This is a genomic window from Acinetobacter sp. XS-4 (assembly GCF_023920705.1).
GTDB lineage: Bacteria > Pseudomonadota > Gammaproteobacteria > Pseudomonadales > Moraxellaceae > Acinetobacter.
The window spans coordinates 1,045,852-1,067,021 of the sequence record NZ_CP094657.1 but is presented as its reverse complement, the minus strand read 5'-3'; the positions used below and the strand labels follow the sequence as shown (position 1 = coordinate 1,067,021).

Sequence of the window (21,170 nt, the reverse complement as noted above, 5' to 3'; positions counted from 1 at the left end):
TGAAAGAAGAAGCCATTTTTTATGAAAATTGTCATTCTCAACAAGCCTTATGACGTTCTCTCCCAGTTTCGTAAAGACGAAGCGCATATGACCGTCTCTGACTTTGTTGATGACCCGACTTTGCGTTTGGCAGGCCGTCTTGATATGGACTCTGAGGGTTTAGTTTTTTTAACCGATCATGGTGGTCTAAATCAGTTCATTACCAATCCTGCGAATAAAAAATACAAAACGTATTTAGTTCAAGTTGATGGTGATGTAACTGAAGAAGCGCTTGAACAGCTTCGTAAAGGTGTAGAACTGAATGACGGTATGACGCTTCCTGCAACCGCCATTAAAGTAAGTGAACCAGAATGGTTATGGGAACGTAACCCACCTGTACGTTTTCGTGCAAATATTCCGACATCTTGGGTCGAAATTTCAATTTGCGAAGGCCGTAACCGTCAAGTTCGTCGTATGACTTCTGCAGTAGGTTTTCCAACTTTACGTTTAATTCGTACTAAAATTGGTTCAATTGATTTAGTTCAACTCGGCTTAAGACCTGGGGATGTGAAAGAAATTGAGCCTTTGCTTTACCCTGACTTTAAAGATGTACCTGCTGAAGAGCCTTATCGTTCACGTTCATATGTGAAAAAACCAGGTGGTACTGGCGGTAAACCAATGGTTCGTAAGAATAAAGATGGCTCTACGAAGAAGTCTGGTACAAAACGTATCTGGCAGATGGATGAAAGTGAGAAACCTCGTCGTAAAACGAATGGCACAACTCGTCCAAATGCTAAAGCACCACGTGGTCGTGGTCGCAATGATCGATAAAATGTAAATTTTCAAAGCTCACTTCGGTGGGCTTTTATTTTATCGGTACTCCTTTACTCAAGATAAGTTCTTTATCAATGGGTTTCTGTCTCTCCTCATAATGTACTGCTAAAGATAAATACATTAATGAATTTCTAACAAGCCTAGCTAAGTCTATTAAAGACTGCTCAAATTCTGAAATTGGTATTTCAAAAATATACTTAGATTTAATCTCTTTTTCTTTTATTTTCTCTATAATTTCTTTGTATTCATTGGAGCTTTGAAGGTTATTTCCCTCAAGTTTATCTTTTTTCACTAATAACTCTTGATATCTAAATACTTCACTATAATTATATTTTGTATTTAATTCATATCCAAAGTCATCAACTACTCTAAAGGATCTATGTTCAAGGTGATTTCTTATTGTTGCTAATTTATATATTTCTAGATTTAAATAAAACTCAGGAGATTTTGAATTTTCCTCTATTTCTCTAAGAATATAGAATAACGAGTGAATAAAGTAATTTTTTGAATTTTTAAAAATATTATTTGGTTTAAAATTTCCTCCTTTATACTCTCCAAATATCTTTTGGAAACTTATCTGTCGATCTTCTATTTGTAAATTAAAATATTTTGCTATGAAATAAGAAATCTTATCAAATATTGAATAGAGGATTCTGAATGCGGCTTTCATATGAGAAGTCTTTAAATTATCAATCGCATGCAATGTATCGTAGACATGAGAATATGTTTTATTATAAAAATGTTCAGAATCTTCCTTTATTTCATATGCTTGGAATAACAAAAATCGAGCATATGTATACTCATTTCTCAACTCATCAAAATTTGAGTGAAATACTAAAGACTCCTTTAAACTTAGTGCGCTATTAATTTTCTGCATCATTGATGGAAGTCCTAATATATCTTGAAAAACTATTTCATCATTTAAAAGATCATTCAAATCATTAATAAACAGCTTTTTCTGGGCCACCCAATTCAAATATCTAGATTCCTGTTTTATATTAGTATTTTGTTTGTATTCTTTTAAAAAATTAAAATCTTCATTTTTAAAGCACTCATCATACCATTTCTGAAAAATGTATAATCGACCACCTATTTGTAATGGTGTTTTTTGTTCTTCTTCCAAAAAATCTATTTTATTATACGCCTCCAATATCAAATTATTAGCAAAAAAGTAATGAATAAATTTATGAGAATCCTCATATAATTGTTCAGCTCTAAAAAGAATATCGCTAGCTTTAGCAATTAGAGCAATACAGTTTCTATCAATCTCTATTGCTTTATCCCAGTAATACTGGGCACAAAAACAACGCCCTTGTGATGATAAAAAATTACCTAAATTTGTCAAAGCATATGAAAGTAATGTCAAATCACTTTTTTCTTTTTCTAAAAAGTAGACAGCTTTTTGATAGAGATTAACAGTATTAATTAAGTCCTTAGAGTACCAACTTTCTCTATAATATTTATATATACCAGAACTACAATTACCTAAGATATAATAGAAATATCCCTTACAAGTGTCACTTTCAAATATAAAAGAAGTTTGCGTGTGTACTTCTAATAATTCAACTAACTCATCTTTTCTATTCTTATCGAGTAACAAATCATCTGCTAACTCAGCTAATGCATTAACCTGTTCTATATTTAGTTTAATCATATTACTTGAATCTTATATTAATCTGTAACTTTGTACCTAAATTTTATATTTATGACAATAAAAAAGCCGGTGTTTATACACCGGCTTTTGAGCTATTCACTAACGAGTTAGTAATTAAGCACCAACAGTTGCAAGAGCTGCATTAAATGTAGCACTTGGACGCATTACAGCATCTACTTTTGCTTTATCAATTGCATAGTAACCACCGATGTCAGCTGGTTTACCTTGTACTTGAGCAAGTTCAGCAACAATCTTCGGCTCTTCTTGAGCTAAAGTATTTGCAAGTGAAGCAAATTTAGCTTTTAACTCAGCATCTTCGTTCTGTGCAGCAAGTGCTTCAGCCCAGTAAAGTGACAAGTAGAAATGGCTACCACGGTTGTCAATCTCACCTGTACGGCGTGATGGAGACTTATCATTATCAAGTAACTTGTCAGTCGCTTCATCAAGAGTCTTCGCAAGTAGCTTAGCGCGGGCATTATTTTCTTTAATACCCATCTCTTCTAAAGAAGCAGCTAGAGCAAGGAACTCACCAAGCGAATCCCAACGTAAGTGGTTTTCTTCAACAAGCTGTTGTACGTGTTTTGGCGCTGAACCACCTGCACCAGTTTCGTACATACCACCACCCGCCATAAGCGGAACGATAGATAACATTTTCGCAGAAGTACCAAGTTCCATAATTGGGAACAAGTCTGTTAAGTAGTCACGTAAAATGTTACCAGTCACAGAAATCGTATCAAGACCACGTACTACACGCTCAAGTGTGTAACGCATTGCACGAACTTGAGACATGATCTCAATATCAAGACCAGTCGTGTCATGATCTTTTAAATACGTTTGTACTTTCTTGATCAATTCATTTTCGTGTGGACGGTACGGATCAAGCCAGAAGATCGCAGGCATGCCTGAGTTACGTGCACGAGTTACTGCAAGTTTTACCCAGTCACGAATCGGAGCATCTTTAACCTGACACATACGCCAGATATCGCCTTCTTCAACATTTTGAGTCAATAACACTTCACCAGTGTCAAGATCGGTAATGTTTGCAATACCCGCTTCTGAAATTTCAAAAGTCTTGTCGTGAGAACCGTATTCTTCAGCTTTTTGAGCCATCAAACCAACGTTCGGTACAGTACCCATAGTCTTCGGATCGAAGTTACCATGCCACTTACAGAAGTTGATCATTTCTTGGTAAATACGAGCAAATGTTGATTCTGGCATAACAGCTTTAGCATCATATTGCTTACCATCAGCACCCCACATTTTACCACCAGCACGGATCATAGCTGGCATAGAAGCATCAACGATGATGTCGTTTGGTGAATGGAAGTTAGTGATGCCTTTTGCTGAGTCAACCATTGCAAGCGCAGGACGGTGTTCTTGACAAGCATGTAAGTCTTCAATGATTTCTTCACGTAATGACGTTGGAAGAGTTTCGATTTTCTCGTATAACCCAGCCATACCGTTATTGACGTTAATGCCTAATTCGTCAAATAACTTACCGTGTTTTTCAAAAGCTTCTTTGTAGTAAATTTTCACACAGTGACCGAAAACGATCGGGTGCGAAACTTTCATCATTGTCGCTTTTACGTGTAGAGAGAATAAAATTCCCGCTTCTTTACAATCATCAAGTTCTTTTTCATAGAAATCACAAAGTGCTTTCTTGCTCATGAACATTGAATCAATGATTTCGCCGTCTTGTAGCGCAACTTTTGGCTTAAGAACAATGCTCTTACCACTGTTCGTGATAAGTTCCATTTTCACGTTACGTGCACGGTCAAGAGTCATTGATTTTTCACCATGGTAGAAGTCGCCTTCTTCCATATGTGAAACATGAGTTTGTGACCACTGTTTCCACTCGCTCATTGAATGAGGGTGTTTTTTTGCATAGTTTTTAACTGCTGCTGGAGCACGACGGTCAGAGTTACCTTCACGAAGGACAGGGTTTACTGCTGAACCAAGGCACTTACCATAACGAGCTTTGATTGATTTTTCTTCTTCGGTTGCAGGATTTTCCGGATAATCAGGAATTGCATAACCTTTTGATTGAAGCTCTTTGATACATGCAGTTAATTGCGCAACAGACGCACTAATGTTCGGGAGTTTGATAATGTTAGTATCTGGATCTTGTGTAAGACGACCTAGCTCTGCAAGGTTGTCGGATACCTTTTGCTCTTCACTTAGGTAATCAGCGAATTCTGCGAGCACACGTGCAGCTACAGAGATGTCACTTTTAATAATCTCGATGCCAGCTGGCTTAGTAAAGGTCTCAATGATCGGCAGTAGCGAATAGGTCGCCAATAGTGGCGCCTCGTCAGTCAGTGTGTAAATAATAGTTGACTTTTCACCAGCCATATATAGCCCCTTCCGTTTGATTGAGTATTGAGGACCGAGCTTTTGGCCCAGTGCCTACGAACCGATATGCTTAAATAAAACCCTGAGAGTATCGACTCTCATTGCCTTCCAGTCAACGAAATATCTAGTGATAACGACATTTCGTAGCGAAATAATACATAATATAAATATATAGATAATTTTCTCATATCTAATTTATTGTAATACGCACATTCAGATCACTTTTCAGGCATTAAACATCATTAAATTACATGAGATATCTTTCAGTGTTCTGACAATTATTATACTTTTCATTCAAAATAAACTCAAAGGTAAAACGGATTTCATCTTTTGGAAGTACTTAAAAGTAAAAACCGATGTGCAAAACATCGGTTTTTTATAAACTATTTAGCTTTAATCTAAACTTTTAACCATTTTTCAGTTTTAGCTTGATCTTCAACTATAAGTTCAACTTCGGTTAAATCAGATGTTGTGCAATCGACTTCAAAAGATATTAACTCATCACGACGGAAAGCAAAGACAGTATAAGTGCCACCCTGTTTTGCATACTTCTCGATAAGCTTAGTGGATGCTTTTAAACCATCAATTGCAATAATCACATCATTGGCAGAAATACCTGCTTTAGCTGCTGCACTATCACGGCGGGCACTTTGCACAAGCACACCTTCTGGCTTATCGGCAAGTTTTAAGCCTAATGGCAAAGATTTGTCGGTTTTAACTCTATAGCTTAAACCAAACTCAGGAAGTAATTGATCAAGCGGTAATTCATCAGTCGTGTTAATCAAATGATTAATTTGTTCAATCCAATTATCACCCGTCAGTTCTTTACATAAATCAAAAATGGTTCTTTCATTTACTTGCATACCATTTTGAGTATTTTCATACAATCGACGCATTAAAGCATCAAGACTAGAACCACGTAGACGTAAACCTAAATCTAGGCACAGCGCAACCAAAGCACCCTTATTGTAGTAACTGGTACCCGCGTTATTTGAGTTTTCATCTTGACGATAAAATTTAATCCAAGCATCAAAACTTGATTCGGCAACTGTTTGAACAAAACGGCCTGGATTTTGTAAATAGCGATCAATTTGTGCTTTAAGTAAATCAAGATAAGACTTCTGAGAAATTACGCCACTACGCAATAAAATCAGGTCGTCATAATATGAAGTAAAGCCTTCAAATATCCAAAGTAAAGTGGTGTAACCTTCTTGATGCAAATTATAGTTTGCAAAGTTTTCTGGGCGGATAAACTTTACTAACCATGAATGAAAATATTCGTGACTACATAAGCCTAAAAAGCGTTGATAATCTTTAGAAGGTTCAGTTGGTTCATTCGATTTTGGTAAATCGTCACGTGGTGTAATCAAACTTGTGCTATTGCAATGTTCTAATCCACCATAACTATTCCCTGTTGCCATCGTCATAAAGGTATAGTTTTTAAATGGCGCTGAACCGAACATATTTATTTCAGCTGCACAAATCTTTTCAATATCGGCTTTTAAGCGATCAATATTGGCATTATGTGGGCCAGAAATTACAAACTCATGTTCAATATCATGTGTTTCAAAACCAAAACGTGTTTGATCAGCCAATTCAAACGGGCTATCAATCAGTTGATCATAATGATCGGCTTTTAAAGTAAAGCGACCTTTGACTAGACTTTTTGAAGCCAAACCTGTCGCCAACTGAAAATGTTTTAATTCATCTGGCAAGAAAACTTCGACTTCACAAGCAGACTCCTCTTGTCCTTCTAGAGCCAAACATACACACGCCGGATTAACATAGAGGCGTGTCTGATCGACATATGCACCACGTACAGACAAATCATATGCATAAACATCATATTCAATCGTCATTAATTCATGATCAGTATTAAATAAACGCCAACGATTTTTGCTCGTTTTTTTAATATCTAGCAGACGTCCAGCTTCATCATAAGCTTTAACGGATTCAATATGTTTTGAGAACTCTCGAATTAGATAACTACCCGGAATCCACGTTGGTAGCCAAAGTTCCTGATTCGGATTGGCTAAAAAGCGAATTGTCACGTGAACAAGGTGTTGTTTGTAATCATCGAACTCAATTTGATAATGCAACATAAATTCTTCAATTTAAAAATAAGAACGGCTTCACATTAGATTATCACTTTTTTGTATCCTCTTGCGTACATGTATTTTTTGGCAACAATTTCCACTAGCCTTCCATTAAAAAAAGGCATAGCATGCTGGGCATCTGTGTCCCGTATTTGCCAGTAAAAGTTAAGGTCATCCGTGAAATTTTTTCTATCTCTTTTTACCCTCTTCAGTGTTTTCTGCACTACCCTAACCAATGCTGCGTTACTCAATATTGCACCTGAAAGTGTTGAAGCCGCTGCATGGACTATTGTAGATACTCAATCGGGTCAAATCATTGCCGAGCATAATAGCCATGTGCAACGTGCACCAGCATCTTTAACCAAAATGATGGTTGCCTATATTGCTTTAAAAGAGATTAAAGCTGGAAGGCTGAAAAAAGAAGAAATCATTACTGCAACACCAGTGGTAAGTGTCGTGCAGTGGGATGAATCACAAATGTACCTTAAAGCTGGTGAACAAATTTCAGTTGATCAGTTATTGGCAGGTTTAATTGTGATGTCTGCGAATGATGCAGCCGTGACCTTAGCTGAAAAAATTTCTGGTGATGTTCCTCACTTTGTACAACGTATGAATCAGGAAGCTCAGGCTTTGGGTATGAAAGATACTCACTTTAGTAATCCTCCTGGGATTACAATGCCTGATCATTACACTACGGCACATGATTTAAGCTTATTAGGTCAAGCTGTAGTTAAACAAACGCCTGAATATTTACATTATTCAAAAATGCCAAGCTTTAGCTACAACCAACGTTTTCACCATGCGACTAACCTTGCTTTGAAATATGACCCATCTGTTGATGGTCTAAAAACGGGTTACACTAAAGCAGCTGGTTATAATTTGGCATTAACAGCTTCACGTCCTTCATTTTCATCAGACTTAGCTCAAAGACGTTTATTAGTTATTGTTTTAGGTACACCAAGTGCGGTAAAACGTGCTGAGATTGCAGATAAATTAATGAATCTTGCTTATACCTACACACGCGATGAAGTCATTATTCCTGAGCAAAAATTAATTGCCGAGCTGCCTGTTGTAAAGTCAACTTTAAAGATGTTTAAGGTAGCAACAAAGCAACCTACGATTGTAACGACTTCTTTATATGCTGACCCAGCACCGATCGACTTAAATAATTTTGATAATGTGACTCAGCGCGTTCAAGTACTTGATAGCAACCTGCAACCTAAGGTTATTGCTCCACTTGAAACGACTCAAACACGTGTAAACATTGAACTCAATGAAAAACAATTAACTGCACCGTTAATGAAAGTCATGAGTTTGGCAACAGTATCGATTTATCAAAATAATCAACTCATCCGTAGTCTTCAAATTGAAGATAACGTGCATATTGAAGAAGCCAATATTTTCCAAAAAATCATGATGTGGTTTTCTGGCCTCTTCTCTATTTTTTCATCAAGTGAACATAGTGCTGTAAAACTCTACCCTGTAGATTCGCACTAAAAACATCAAATTGTGCACAGATGCACAATAAATTTTATAAATAAAAGATGGCATAATTTAGCCATCTTTTTTTATAGAAAAATAATTAGGTGAAAAAATGACCCAAAATTTACATCACATTGTAATTGTTGGAGGTGGTGCTGGTGGCTTAGAACTAGCAACACAACTCGGTGAAACTTTTGGGAAAAATCGTAAAGCAAAGATTACATTGGTTGACCAAAACCTCACCCATATTTGGAAACCTTTGCTTCATGAAATCGCTGCTGGTTCTTTAAACCCACATGAAGAACAAACTAACTATTTTGCACATGCAGAAAAACATCATTATGAATTTGTGCTCGGAACATTAGTGGGAGTGAATAAAGATAAAAAGTTAATTGAGTTAATTCCTCCTCAAGTTTCTAAGGATCAACAAACTCATCCACAAGAGCTAAGTTATGACACACTTATTTTAGCGCTTGGTTCAGTATCAAATGACTTTAATACCACGGGTGTACGTGAAAACTGTCATTTTCTCGATAGCAGAAAGCAAGCCGATGTTTTCCAGCAAGATTTATTACATCTTTATATTGAAGCTCAAAATCAGCCAAATCAGCGGACTTTAAATATTGGAATCGTTGGTGCGGGAGCAACAGGTGTAGAACTTGCAGCCGAGTTAATTGAAACAACCAAAAACTTTTATAAATATGGCTTAAAAAAGATTCATCCCAACCAAGTTAAAATTACCCTTATTGAAGCCTCTGAGCGCATTTTACCTGCTCTAAGTGATAAAACTGCTGAACACAGTGCCGAGCAACTCAAGAAAATGGGCGTTGAAATTTTAACTCAACATCGCGTTGAAAAAATTGATGAACATTGCATCTATTTTAGTAATGGCAGTCAATTAAAAAGCGACATTACAGTTTGGGCGGCGGGTGTAAAAGCACCTAAAGTACTAGAAAATTTCACTGATTTTAAACGCGATAACATTAACCGTTTAATGGTCTATGCAACGTTGCAAACTTATTCTGATCCAAATGTTTTTGCTTTTGGTGACTGTGCTCATTGCCAACTTGATGCAAGACACCCTCCACTTGGCCCGCGTGCTCAAGTTGCAAGTCAACAAGCAAGCTTTTTAGTCGATGCTATCGCTGCCCGATTAAACAATCGTTCACAACCTATGTTCACGTTTAACGATAAAGGTTCTCTCGTGTCTTTAAGTCGTAATAAAGCCGTTGGAGAATTACTTGGTGATGTGAGTGTGCAAGGCTATATTGCAAAAACCATGTACGTATCTTTGTATCGTTTACATCAAGCAACGATTCATGGATACACTCAAGCTGGACTACTCACAATGAAAGATTTACTTACAAGACGCGTACGTCCAAAAATTAAGCTGTATTAAGTTGAATTTTTTAAGTTCATCCCTATTTATATAAAAACGCATCAGAAAAAGTGACAAAGATTAAGATTTTGTAGTCTACAAAATTTATTTTTCACTTTATGATGTACGCTTTAATTGATTGAATGGATCAAAAACATGACTGCTATTGCAAATAACCACGTGGTTTCATTCCACTACAAATTAACAAACGCTGAGGGTGAAACACTTGATCAATCTCAAGGTGAACCACTTGCCTATTTGCACGGTGCAGGCAATATCATTCCTGGTCTAGAAAATGCATTAGCAGGTAAAACTGTTGGTGAAAAATTCACTGTTAATGTACCAGCAGCTGAAGGTTATGGCGAATACAACCCAGACCTAGTACAAGAAGTTCCAGCTCAAATGTTCCAAGGTGTTGAAAACATTCAACCTGGTATGCAATTCCAAGCTCAAACAGATGACGGCGTTCAGATCGTAACTGTTAAAGCTGTTGAAGGTGACAACATTGTTGTTGATGCTAACTTCCCACTTGCTGGTCAAGATTTAACTTTTGAAGTTGAAATCGTAGAAATCCGTGAAGCTTCTGAAGAAGAATTAGATCACGGTCATGTACACGGTGCAGGTGGTCACCACCACTAATTCATCTTTAAAGATGATAAGAGCAAAGCTTCGGCTTTGCTTTTTTTATGTATTTATTTTTATATAATATCTTGATAAAAAACCTCTAACTCATTCAACTTTATAAGGGTCACTTTCATGTCAAACGTAAATCAGCTTATTTGGTTTCGTCAGGATTTGAGAGTTCGGGATCATGCTGCGTTATGGCATTCTTGCCAACAAGGACCTTCAATTGGGTTAGTTATTTTGTCACCAGAACAATGGAAAATACATCACGATGCACCTATAAAAATTAATTTCTATTTACGTCAGCTTCAACAACTTAAAAAAGAATTAGAACAACTTAATATTCCACTTATTATTCAAGTCATTCCCTACTGGAAAGATATTGCAGATTATATTTGCGAACTCACACATCAACTTCATATTGAAAATGTTTACTCAAATATAGAAGTGGGCGTGAATGAATTAAAAAGAGATAAAACTGTACAGCAGGCTTTAAATCATCAAGGTAAAGAACTTTTTTTATTTCATGACCGTACGATTTTCCCTTTACGTTCCATTCGCAATCAGTCACAGCAACCCTATCAGGTTTTCGGTGCATTCAAAAAAGCATGCTATTCGAAGCTAGATATAAGCGGTTTGCCTCATTGCTATCCAATTCCTGAAAAGCAAAAAGCTAATCCAGACTGTTTTTCAAATATACAAAGTTTAGGTCTAGAAGATATTGAAGCTTTTTTTGACTCATCTATTTCTAAAGAGCAGCAAGACTTATGGCCGACTGGAGAAAATTTTGCTCTGGAGCAGCTCGACCTATTTATTGAAGATCATTTATCTGCCTATAAGTTAGAGCGTGACTTTCCAAATGCAAAAGGAACTAGCCAACTTTCACCCTATTTAAATCTTGGAATTTTGTCTATTCGTCAATGTTTACAAGCTCTTTTTCGAGCTGAACATGGCAACTTCCATCTGGCAAACGAAGGTCAGCAAACATGGTTAGATGAGCTTCTTTGGCGTGAATTTTATCAACATATTTTATTTGATTTTCCACATGTTTCTAAACACATTCCGTTTAAAAAAGATACTCAGAAAATTAAGTGGAATCATAATCCAGAGCACCTAACCGCATGGCAAAATGGCCAAACAGGTATACCGATTATTGATGCGGGCATGCGTCAGTTACAAAAAACAGGATGGATGCATAATCGAGTCCGCATGATTACCGCTATGTTTTTATGTAAAAACTTACTGATTGATTGGCGAATAGGTGAACAATGGTTTATGAAACACCTAATCGATGGTGATTTAGCAGCAAATAATGGTGGTTGGCAATGGTGTGCATCAACTGGAACTGATGCTGTACCTTATTTCCGAATTTTTAACCCTATTGCTCAATCTAAGAAATTTGACCCAAACGGAGACTACATTCGTCAATGGGTAAATGAATTAGCTCATTTAGACAATAAAGTGATTCATGAACCCTACTCAACTAAAGCGAACCTTCAGTTGAATTATCCAAAGCCAATTGTTGATTTGAAAGAAACTCGTATGAAAGCAATTGAAACTTTCAAGAGTATTTAGATAAGAATTACGTCTTATCTGTTTATTTTTGATTAAAAAAATAAGAGAAATTTGACTATATTGTGACTTTACTCTAAAAATAATATTAAAGGGATTTATAAAAGGACAAACACAACAATAAATTCAAAAATCATCACAGTTCATTATAAAAGTATAAAAATTAACATTACAAAAGGTAGCCAGAGCTCGCATGCAACAAAAGAACCCAGGAAGAACACTCGTCTTATGGATTATCGCAGCTCATCTATTTATGGGGATGGTGGCATATGAATGGCTGCCTGTAAGCTTTAGAGGAAGCTGGATTTTCATTCTTATTCTGTTAATTTCTGGGGCTTTTTTAGAAGTCGGCGCATCTTTAATTGTTGGTTTAATCGCTTTCGTAGGCGTTGCAGTATATTTTCTACTCGACCTAGGAGCACAAACACATATTGAACGTCAGCTCCTTTTACTTTTTATTATCCCTCTCATTCCTCTTTTTCTGAGTGCTGTACGCCACAATATTGAAATTAACGTCCAAAAATATCGTGATATACAAAGTTATGATCGAAATTATCGCCGTGATATTTTCCCGCTTAGCGCGCTTAAATATTTCCAACGTAGTTTCTTTAAACTTCTTGATCACCACCACATACAAGACTATGAAGTCTTTGAAATTAGGGTTCTCAACCGAAGCTTAATTAAAGAAATGTTAGGCGATGATGTATGGAAAACAACTCAAAATGAAATGATTAAAATTTTGAGCCAGCATCATCCACAAGAAATTGTTTTCCAATTTGCTGATGATGATCTAGAAACGATCTACAGTATTGTTATTCGTAAGCAAAAAACAGAAGAAGAACCTGAATTTATTAAAAAGTTAAAAGAAATTATGACTTTGCGACTTGAAGTCGAATATAAAATTATTCAAATTCCACCTGAAGAGGAGATTACTTAATGTCTAATCTTCTTAATATTTGTGGAATTATTATTGCCTCTAGCCAATATCCAGATGGCACTTTACAACAATTCTATCGTCAATATTATCATTGTGAAATTAAAGCTGAACAAACAAAAACCGAAGTCCAAAATATTAATGACCTTTCCATGTTTTTCCCCTCTCAGGACACATGGTGGCCTATTTTTACAATTGATCAAATCAGTTCCGATAGTTTTCAAAGGCTTATTCATAAAGGGATAAAGCCAGGCATCATATTACCAGATGAAGTTTTTAGCTTTTCTCACTATTTCTTATTAAAAGAAGCGGTGAGTCAAGGTGCTATTCCGATTGTACTTTATAAATCTGAACAACCCCAATATTTTGCTGCCAAAGCTACCTTTTCGACTGCAATTGGTTTACGGCCTATGGCTGCTTTTGTTTCAACAGGCTGGGATGAAAACTTAATTTCACAAACCGCTGGCAGCTATATTGTTCAGTTTAATCCACTGGAACTTCCTCTTCCCTCTAGAGAGATTAAGCAAAAGCAGCACTTATTTTATTCAGCTAAAAGTTTTAATGGCCATGTTTCGGGCTATGAAATTATTATTAACCCTCCTGCTGATCTTCCGACCACAAATATTCGATATCCTCAACTCGGTATTTCATGGAAATTTAATAATATTAAATACATAAGCACCCCTCAACATGTAAACACTAGTTTTCTTGGATATCTTTTTATTGGTTTAAGCACAGTCGTAGTTCCACTCGATCTTATTTTAACCACGACCTATCCTGACCTACTTGGTACTTTCGGCAGCTATATTTCATGGATCTCCTTGGTCGTCGGGGTGATTTTATTGTTATTGCTGATCTCATCTATTATTAGGAGGGTTAAATCAAATGGCTCCCATTGATATTCTCTTCCTATTTGGTTTTTTAGGCATCTGGATTCCACAAGCATTTTGGGCATGGCTAAGTTATCAGGCTTGGAAATACTCAAAAACAGCAGAAAAAGAATTGCAGAATCTACCTGTGCCCGATAGATGGCCCGTTTTGAGTGTTTTGATTCCTGCCTATAATGAAGGCGTAGTCATTGAAGATACTTTACATGCTATCGCACAACAGGATTATCCAACCGAAGCATATGAAGTTTTGCTGATTAATGATGGTTCTAAAGATAACACCCTAGAAATCGCCGAAAATTTAGCACAGATTTATCCTTGCATAAAAATTGTCAATGTTCCTAAAGGAATGGGAGGTAAAGGTAAATCTAGAACATTGAATAATGGCTTACCCCATGCCAAAGGTGAACTCATTGTTGTTTATGATGCAGACAGTACACCTGAACCCGATTGCGTACGTTTATTAGCTCAAACACTACTTGCAGATAAAAAATTAGTGGCTGTAAATGGCAAAGTAAGAACCCGTAATTGGCAAGATAGTATTTTGACTCGCTTTATTGCCATTGAGTTCATCTTTTTTCAATGGATTTTCCAAGGCGGTCGTTGGCAACGTTTTGAACTATCCACATTGATGGGTACCAACTATGTCATTTGGCGTGATGCATTAGAAACCTTGGGTGGTTTTGATGAGAAGTCATTGGTCGATGACACTGAAATGAGCTTCCGGATTTTTATCGGCCAAAAACGAATTAAATGGGTTCCCTACGCAATTGGTTGGCAACAAGATCCACCCTCTTTAAGTGTATTTGTTAAACAGCGCTCACGTTGGACTCAAGGTAATTTTTATGTGACTCGTAAATATTTACCAGTAGCGTTAAGAACACCTTTTCCTATTGGAATTGAAATTCTAAATAACATTATGTGCTACATACTTTTCGTACCCGCTTTATTCTGGAGTCATATTACCTTGACGCTTGGGTTACTGGGTATAGCCGGCATTTCAGTTCCAGGCCCTTTCACATTACTATGGGGCCTCTCGTTTTGCCTGTATGTTGCACAAATGTGGTTTACCCTTTCACTAGAAAAAGTTAAACCAGAACTCTATTTTTACTCTGTTTTATCTTATGTAAGTTACTCACAAATATTTCTATTTATTGTTTTTAAAGCCGCATATGACATGCTTAAAAATAAAATACAGGGCAACTCCCTTCAATGGTACAAAACGGAACGTAGCAAGGAGAAAAAATAAATGAAAAAGACTTTTGATCTTTACAAAACAGCTCAAGTGCTCCTTGCCAGCACCAGTCTTATGCTCACTATGTCTGCTCATGCGTACATATGGAAACTCGACGATATTAGTACTTCAACTAAATATACGGTCGAGCCTCATTTTTTCTATATTGGAAAAGGTGCCCAGTGGCAAAACATTCAATTTTCAAGTGATTATTCCACTGAAAGTGATACAACTTTACTCGTAAAATATGATGATAAACTCATTTATAACACTACGCTGAGTGGCGATGGTCAATTCAAATTTGATATACCGTCAAGTCAGAGTGGCTTTCATCGTTTAGATTTTATTATTCAACAGTATGCTAAACCGACTACGCTGAATCAAACCAAAGAAACATTCTGTACAGAAGATATTGATCACTTAACTTATTTAAGCAATTCTCAACTCGACTTTACGCCTATTCGTAATGTATACCGTTTAAAAGACTTACCAGATGCTTTAGCTAATCCACAAGCGAGACGACCTACTCCGTTTGTTGGTATTTTAAAATATAACCGTAAAGAGATTATAGAAGCTTCCATGCTGGCTAGATTAGCAAGTTCATGGACTTCAATTACGCCAATTGAATGGGTTGATTCTGGACAAACTAATTTAAATGATGAAACAAATTTCATTATTGAAGTGATTCGCTCAGCTACACCACTCAAAGGAGGTGCTTTAGTACAAATTGCAAAACCAGCAGATGGAGTGGCTACTCTTTCAATTACTTATCACACCCCACAAGAACTCACTGCTGCCATAAATGGACTAATTAATCCCTCATATGTAGAGCAACTTGATACAGGAAGTGCCATTTTTCCGACTACAATCTCCACCCCAGCTTGGGCACAATTTAAAAAAATCAATACACTTGCCGATTTAGGCATTGAGGACTTCAGATTAAATCACGCGGAAAAGAACTTATTCCTTGATTTCCCAGCAGTATGGCAACCAACTGATATCTTGCAAGGGCAAATTGCACTTCGTATTCAAAGTGGTTTATTGCAAGGTTCAAATATTACAGCTTGGCTTGATGGCGGACTTGCTGGCAGTATGAAAACAGCCGACCTTGCTTCCGATCCAGTAAACCGACAATTCAACATTTTTGCAAAAGCGATTTCTAATACGACCAATTTTAGTTTAAAGCTAGAAAACTCGGTGATTGCTAACTCTCAGTGTTTACCCACTGCACATGGCTCACTCTGGATTGATACAGCTAAATCTACCCTAAAGCTGCCACATAAACTCAAAAATGGTGTAGCCGCAATTTCAATGACTTTAGCAACGACTCCGACTATTGCGATTGATGATCAATCTGGTGCGTTAAATATCGCTATTGTATTAGGTCAAACCGCGAAAAAAATGCTTTTAACCCAAGCACCAATGCCACTTAACCTAGTCCGTTATTCGCCAAGTGCTCCGCAAACAATAAATGTTCGTGTGAATAAAGATATTTATCAACAACAGGTATTAATGCATCAAGATATTATTTATGCACCTGCTGCCCAAAATGGTTTCATTGTCAGTTATAACAATAACCGCTTTGATGTGATTACCGACTCACAAGGTGGCGCACAAGCTTTCATGCACCTTTGGGAAAAAATACAGCATAAAATTCCAAATAACGTGACCAAAATGTTGGTTTCAGAAAATGGAAATATTTATGTTTTACAAAAGCTCATTGTCGGAAATCAAAAAGCGCCTTTAGTTCAACAATCTTCTTTCTTCTTATTAGTTGTGATTATCTCTGCAATCATGATAATAATTATCTTCTTGTGGTACTGGTTAAGACGAAATAATGAAAAAACAGATACCAATTAAAATAGCTGCTTTTATTATTTTAATTATATGTAGTGTTATGGCTTATGCGGGGCTGTTCAAACATCAAGGACAAGCCCCAAATATTGAAGGAATTTTCTGGCAGCCCGACAATAACACTACCCCACCAGAGGGAAACTGGCACTATTTAGGTGTTAACACATTTGTCCCCCAATGGTCTGTTGTTGAGTCTAAATCATGGTGGAAAGAATCAAACTTTCCTCAATGGGAAAAAGCTATTAATTTAGAAAAAATTAAGCAAGAGCCTTGGGCTAAAAATCTAATATTAGGATTAGCAGGCGAATATAATGAACCTAAAGCTCGGGCAAATGTCACTGAGTTAGGAGAAAAATCTGCTGAAATTATAAAAGAGCAAAAAACTGAACCTAAAGGTTATTACTTTCCAGTGGAAGCAGATCCGACTTGGTTAAGAGTAAGTGCTCTAGGTCAAGTTTTAGCTAAACTTCCAGTACCAGTTTGGGTGAGTATTTATAGTGGTGAACGCGAACCCGAACATTATGATTTATGGGTTAAAAGCTGGTTACCAGAACATAACGGCGTTTTCTTCCAAGATGGCGTTGGTGTAGGTGTACGCTCTCCTCAGCAAGCCAAACATATTTTAGATCAACTCGAACAAAAGCTTGGCAAAGATAAAGTAATTATAGTGTTAGAAGCCTTTAGAGTTAAAAAAAATGGGCAATTTAGAGCTGCATATCCTTGGGAGATTATTTCTCAACTAAAAGCATATGAAGGAAAAACCGTCTATATTTTTGATGGACCACACTACATGAATCGCTGGTGCGTCAATATTGTGAGCTTGTGGTATCGCTTCACTTATGGGGGCAAGAATACCTCCATAAGTGAGAAGAAACTTTTAACTCACAATTATGCTAATTCATAAGATTTAGCAATTTGGTCAAGAATACGTTGGGCTGCTTGCCCGTCACCAAATGGATTTTCTACATGTGCCATTTTCTCATAGTGCTGCTGGTCAGTAAGTAGTTTTTCAGCTTCTTCAATAATTTTTTGTTGATTTGTACCCACCAAAACACCTGCTCCCACTTCAACAACCTCAGGGCGTTCTGTAGTATCTCGCAAGATTAAAACTGGCTTATTAAATGATGGACTCTCTTCTTGTAAACCACCTGAGTCCGTCAAAATAAAAGTAGATCGGTCTATGACCGCCAGTAAACTTGGATAGTCTAATGGTTTAACAAGATGGATTTGCGGATGGTCTTTAAACTTATTATGGACGACATCATGTACAGCTGGGTTTAAATGAACTGGCCAAATAAAATGTAAGTCAGGATGTCCCTTCGCTAAATGCTCAACTGCATTACAAATATTTTGAATTCCATCACCAAAGTTTTCACGGCGATGAGCCGTAATAAGCACAACTTTGTCATCTTGCTTTAATTGAATTCCATAAGGTTCAAGCTGGTTCTTCAAATCAGATTTTTCAGAAATTAATTTACGTCCTAAATACACAGCATCAACAACGGTATTACCTGTAACAGTAATGAGTTCTAGTGGAATTTGTTCATTGAGTAAATTTCTTTTTGATTGTTCAGTCGGAGCAAAATGCCATTTGGTAATACGTGAAACCAACTGACGATTTCCTTCTTCTGGAAAAGGATGATCTAAATCATAAGAACGTAAACCAGCTTCGACATGTGCAACAGGAACTTTCATTGAAAATGCGACTAAGCCAGCTGCTAACACAGTTGTTGTATCACCCTGAATAACAATTGCATCTCTTTTTTGCCCATCAGTATATACATTCTCGATTTGGCTCAAACCGTGTATTAATAGCTGATTTAAACTTTGCCCAGCATTCATAATTTTAAGGCGGTGGTCAATTTCAACCCCAAAGAAATCTATCGCATCTCTTACCAGTTCGTCATGTTGTCCAGTAAAAATCACCTCAACTTGAAAGCGAGGGTCTTGTTTTGCCAATAAAATAACAGGGGCAAGTTTGATTAATTCAGGACGGGTTCCAAATACAATAGATATAAATATTTTCTTCATTTTAGAAATCCTTATAAAAGACGAGTTCTACTCGGGTATTGTTGTAATGATCTTTCGTATTTACTGGTACATCTTTAAAGTAATTGCCATATAGTCGTTCAACACGTAATTTTATCGGTTGATAATTAAAAGGCTGCCATGAAATGCCTGGGCCATATTCAAATAAATTATTGTAATATTCATCTTTACTGTCAGCTAAGCCATGCAATTTCATATAAGCCTGTACAGTTCCATTCTCGCCTTTATAGACATTCAAACCCGTACGTAAGCGTAAATCGCCAATAACGTTATAATCTTCTCTAGAATAAGTCGCTGCATTACCATATAAATCAGTGAAGTAATCATTAAAGCAAAGTGAATGATTACAATTATTTTGAGAATACCACTCTTGATACCCTGTCACCCCACCGACAACACTTTCACGAAATTTATCTCTATTTCGATCAATCAGATCGTAACTTCCACCTACTTCTAAATACATGCGCACAGGTATAGATGTCCAAGGTTGATAATTGGCGCCAACACCTAGAGTTACTGCATTTTCATCAATAATTTCAGGTCGTACACCGCCCTGAGACTGAGTATCTCGGTTTAGATTTAAAAAGCCATAAACCTGTGCTCGACCATTATCAAGATTCTTACCATAACGGGCTTTAAGTGGAAAAATCACATCGTCGTAACGTGACTCATATGAAGGTGCAAAATACACATCACGGAAATAAGTTTTAACTTCCCCTCCACTTAAATTCTTTACGGCCTGTGTCGCCTTATTGGCAATATCCGCATCTTTAGATTGTGTAAGCCCCTTAAAAACCACCAAAGCCTCTTTATTATTTTTTTGAGAGTTAAGCAGATAGGCTTCTTGGAGTTTTAAATTATCGTCTGCTGGGTCTAATGCCTCTGCTTTTCTTAAACTTTGCAAAGCTGCTTCTTGCTCCCCTAATCTAATCTGCAAATAAGTTAAACTTTTCCAGACTTTAATATCTTGTGGTGTCATTTCTCCAAGTTCTAATAATAACTTTTCGGCATTTTCAGGTTGAGTCTTCTCAATTTTATAAAATTGATCCCATTTATCATAAATCGGATTACCCGGTTTATATTCTTGATTCACAATCTCTTGAGCAAAGGTAGTCTCCATACCTAAGAGGCCTAAAGCTGGGCAGATCGAACCAATAACAATAAAGGAACGGGTTAGAGATTTTATTGTTTTGCTATTCATTGAGACCTCTAGAATAAAGTAGATAGAATGTATGCTTAGAAATAGAATTAAAATTTAATCAATAAATATTATAATTAAACTCATAAATTACACTATTTGGGGAAGTAGGTAGGTTCCATAAGTCGTTCATTTTATCTCCTTTTATATTATGTTTTGAAAAGTACTTATCTGATTGTTTTTCCTATAATGACACATTTTTTAATCGTATTATTGTAAATAATCTTATAGGATAAGATAAAAATTTATAACTAAAAAAGGTAAAGTCATGTCCTTTTCCCAACATCCAGAACATCATTTTATTCACCGCTCAGGTTGGTTAAGGGCAGCCGTTTTAGGTGCTAATGACGGAATTATTTCTGTTACTAGTCTAATCATGGGAATGGCTGCAAGTGGAGCCACTGCTCATACGCTTCTTATTACTTGTATTGCTGGTTTAATTTCTGGTGCGACTTCTATGGCTGCCGGAGAGTATATTTCTGTAAAATCACAAGAAGATATTGAAAAAGCAGACTTAAAGTTTGAAGCACAAGAACTCAAAAAGCATCCGCAACGTGAACTGGATGAGCTCACCCAAATTTATATAGCCAGAGGCTTAGCACCTGATTTAGCTCGACAAGTTGCGACTGAACTTACAAATCATGATGCCTTGGGTGCTCACGCACGTGATGAAATTGGTATTCATGAAAATACTGCAGCAAATCCTGTTCAAGCCGCATTAGCTTCAGCTGGCTCATTTTCATTTGGGGCATTGTTTCCGATGCTCGCTATTTTACTCAGTCCAGATATCTGGATCGAAAAAACAGTTTTAATATTTGGCATTATTTCATTAGCTTTTTTAGGGGCGCTATCAAGTCATTTTGCGGGTACTTCTAAGCTTAAAGGAAGTTTACGCATTACCTTGTGGGGAATTTTAGCAATGGCTTTTTCAAGCTGGATCGGGTCTTTGTTTCATGTTACTCCACTTTAAAAAACCAGAACTTATGAATATTTAAGAACTAAATATTTAAAAACTAAATGCCCAATATTATTTGCTCTTGGTT

At 36.6% G+C, this 21,170-nt stretch carries 16 protein-coding genes; 11 read left to right on the top strand and 5 right to left on the bottom strand.

Annotated features, from left to right (window positions below):
• Nucleotides 1-21: 21 nt before the first annotated feature.
• Nucleotides 22-810, top strand: coding sequence for an rRNA large subunit pseudouridine synthase E (locus MMY79_RS04970; protein ID WP_252612365.1), 789 nt, complete (start codon nt 22-24; stop codon nt 808-810).
• A gap of 34 nt (nt 811-844) precedes the next feature.
• Here MMY79_RS04970 and MMY79_RS04965 read toward each other — a convergent pair whose 3' ends face one another.
• From MMY79_RS04965 to MMY79_RS04955, 3 genes are all read right to left on the bottom strand, one after another.
• Complete coding sequence (locus MMY79_RS04965; RefSeq protein WP_252612364.1) at nt 845-2,467, bottom strand: LA2681 family HEPN domain-containing protein; 1,623 nt, start codon at nt 2,465-2,467, stop codon at nt 845-847.
• A 114-nt stretch (nt 2,468-2,581) separates the two neighbouring features.
• Nucleotides 2,582-4,819: an NADP-dependent isocitrate dehydrogenase gene (locus MMY79_RS04960; RefSeq protein ID WP_252612363.1), complete on the bottom strand. Its 2,238-nt coding sequence runs from the start codon at nt 4,817-4,819 to the stop codon at nt 2,582-2,584.
• 398 nt (nt 4,820-5,217) lie between these two features.
• Nucleotides 5,218-6,921, bottom strand: a complete 1,704-nt coding sequence (locus tag MMY79_RS04955; protein WP_252612362.1) for a PDZ domain-containing protein — start codon at nt 6,919-6,921, stop codon at nt 5,218-5,220.
• Between the two features lie 171 nt (nt 6,922-7,092).
• Here MMY79_RS04955 and MMY79_RS04950 point away from each other — a divergent pair, with 171 nt between their 5' ends.
• From MMY79_RS04950 to MMY79_RS04910, 9 genes are all read left to right on the top strand, one after another.
• Nucleotides 7,093-8,412, top strand: coding sequence for a D-alanyl-D-alanine carboxypeptidase PBP6B (locus MMY79_RS04950; protein ID WP_252612361.1), 1,320 nt, complete (start codon nt 7,093-7,095; stop codon nt 8,410-8,412).
• Between the two features lie 97 nt (nt 8,413-8,509).
• Complete coding sequence (locus MMY79_RS04945; protein WP_252612360.1) at nt 8,510-9,796, top strand: NAD(P)/FAD-dependent oxidoreductase; 1,287 nt, start codon at nt 8,510-8,512, stop codon at nt 9,794-9,796.
• 135 nt (nt 9,797-9,931) lie between these two features.
• Nucleotides 9,932-10,414 carry a peptidylprolyl isomerase gene (locus MMY79_RS04940; protein WP_016137410.1) on the top strand — a complete coding sequence of 161 codons (483 nt, stop codon included), beginning with the start codon at nt 9,932-9,934 and terminating at the stop codon, nt 10,412-10,414.
• Nucleotides 10,415-10,531: 117 nt separating this feature from the next.
• The gene (locus tag MMY79_RS04935) at nt 10,532-11,974 is read left to right on the top strand and encodes a deoxyribodipyrimidine photo-lyase (RefSeq protein WP_252612359.1); all 1,443 of its coding nucleotides are present in this window, start codon (nt 10,532-10,534) and stop codon (nt 11,972-11,974) included.
• Between the two features lie 190 nt (nt 11,975-12,164).
• Nucleotides 12,165-12,908, top strand: a complete 744-nt coding sequence (locus tag MMY79_RS04930; RefSeq protein WP_252612358.1) for a hypothetical protein — start codon at nt 12,165-12,167, stop codon at nt 12,906-12,908.
• The gene (locus tag MMY79_RS04925; protein WP_252612357.1) at nt 12,908-13,804 is read left to right on the top strand and encodes a hypothetical protein; all 897 of its coding nucleotides are present in this window, start codon (nt 12,908-12,910) and stop codon (nt 13,802-13,804) included. Before MMY79_RS04930 ends, MMY79_RS04925 begins: the two co-directional genes overlap by 1 nt.
• Nucleotides 13,791-15,041: a glycosyltransferase gene (locus tag MMY79_RS04920; RefSeq protein WP_252612356.1), complete on the top strand. Its 1,251-nt coding sequence runs from the start codon at nt 13,791-13,793 to the stop codon at nt 15,039-15,041. The genes MMY79_RS04925 and MMY79_RS04920 overlap by 14 nt, the downstream gene beginning before the upstream one ends.
• Nucleotides 15,042-16,886, top strand: coding sequence for a hypothetical protein (locus MMY79_RS04915; RefSeq protein WP_252612355.1), 1,845 nt, complete (start codon nt 15,042-15,044; stop codon nt 16,884-16,886).
• The gene (locus tag MMY79_RS04910; protein ID WP_252612354.1) at nt 16,864-17,784 is read left to right on the top strand and encodes a hypothetical protein; all 921 of its coding nucleotides are present in this window, start codon (nt 16,864-16,866) and stop codon (nt 17,782-17,784) included. Before MMY79_RS04915 ends, MMY79_RS04910 begins: the two co-directional genes overlap by 23 nt.
• On the opposite strand, the gene wecB is transcribed toward MMY79_RS04910, so the two are convergent.
• Both wecB and MMY79_RS04900 read right to left on the bottom strand, forming a co-directional pair.
• Nucleotides 17,769-18,911, bottom strand: coding sequence for a UDP-N-acetylglucosamine 2-epimerase (non-hydrolyzing) (gene wecB, locus MMY79_RS04905; protein WP_252612353.1), 1,143 nt, complete (start codon nt 18,909-18,911; stop codon nt 17,769-17,771). The genes MMY79_RS04910 and wecB overlap by 16 nt on opposite strands.
• 1 nt (nt 18,912) lies before the next feature.
• The gene (locus MMY79_RS04900) at nt 18,913-20,130 is read right to left on the bottom strand and encodes a hypothetical protein (RefSeq protein WP_252612352.1); all 1,218 of its coding nucleotides are present in this window, start codon (nt 20,128-20,130) and stop codon (nt 18,913-18,915) included.
• Nucleotides 20,131-20,395: 265 nt separating this feature from the next.
• On the opposite strand from MMY79_RS04900, the gene MMY79_RS04895 reads away from it, so the two are divergent.
• Nucleotides 20,396-21,097: a VIT family protein gene (locus MMY79_RS04895; protein WP_005307417.1), complete on the top strand. Its 702-nt coding sequence runs from the start codon at nt 20,396-20,398 to the stop codon at nt 21,095-21,097.
• Nucleotides 21,098-21,170 lie beyond the last annotated feature (73 nt).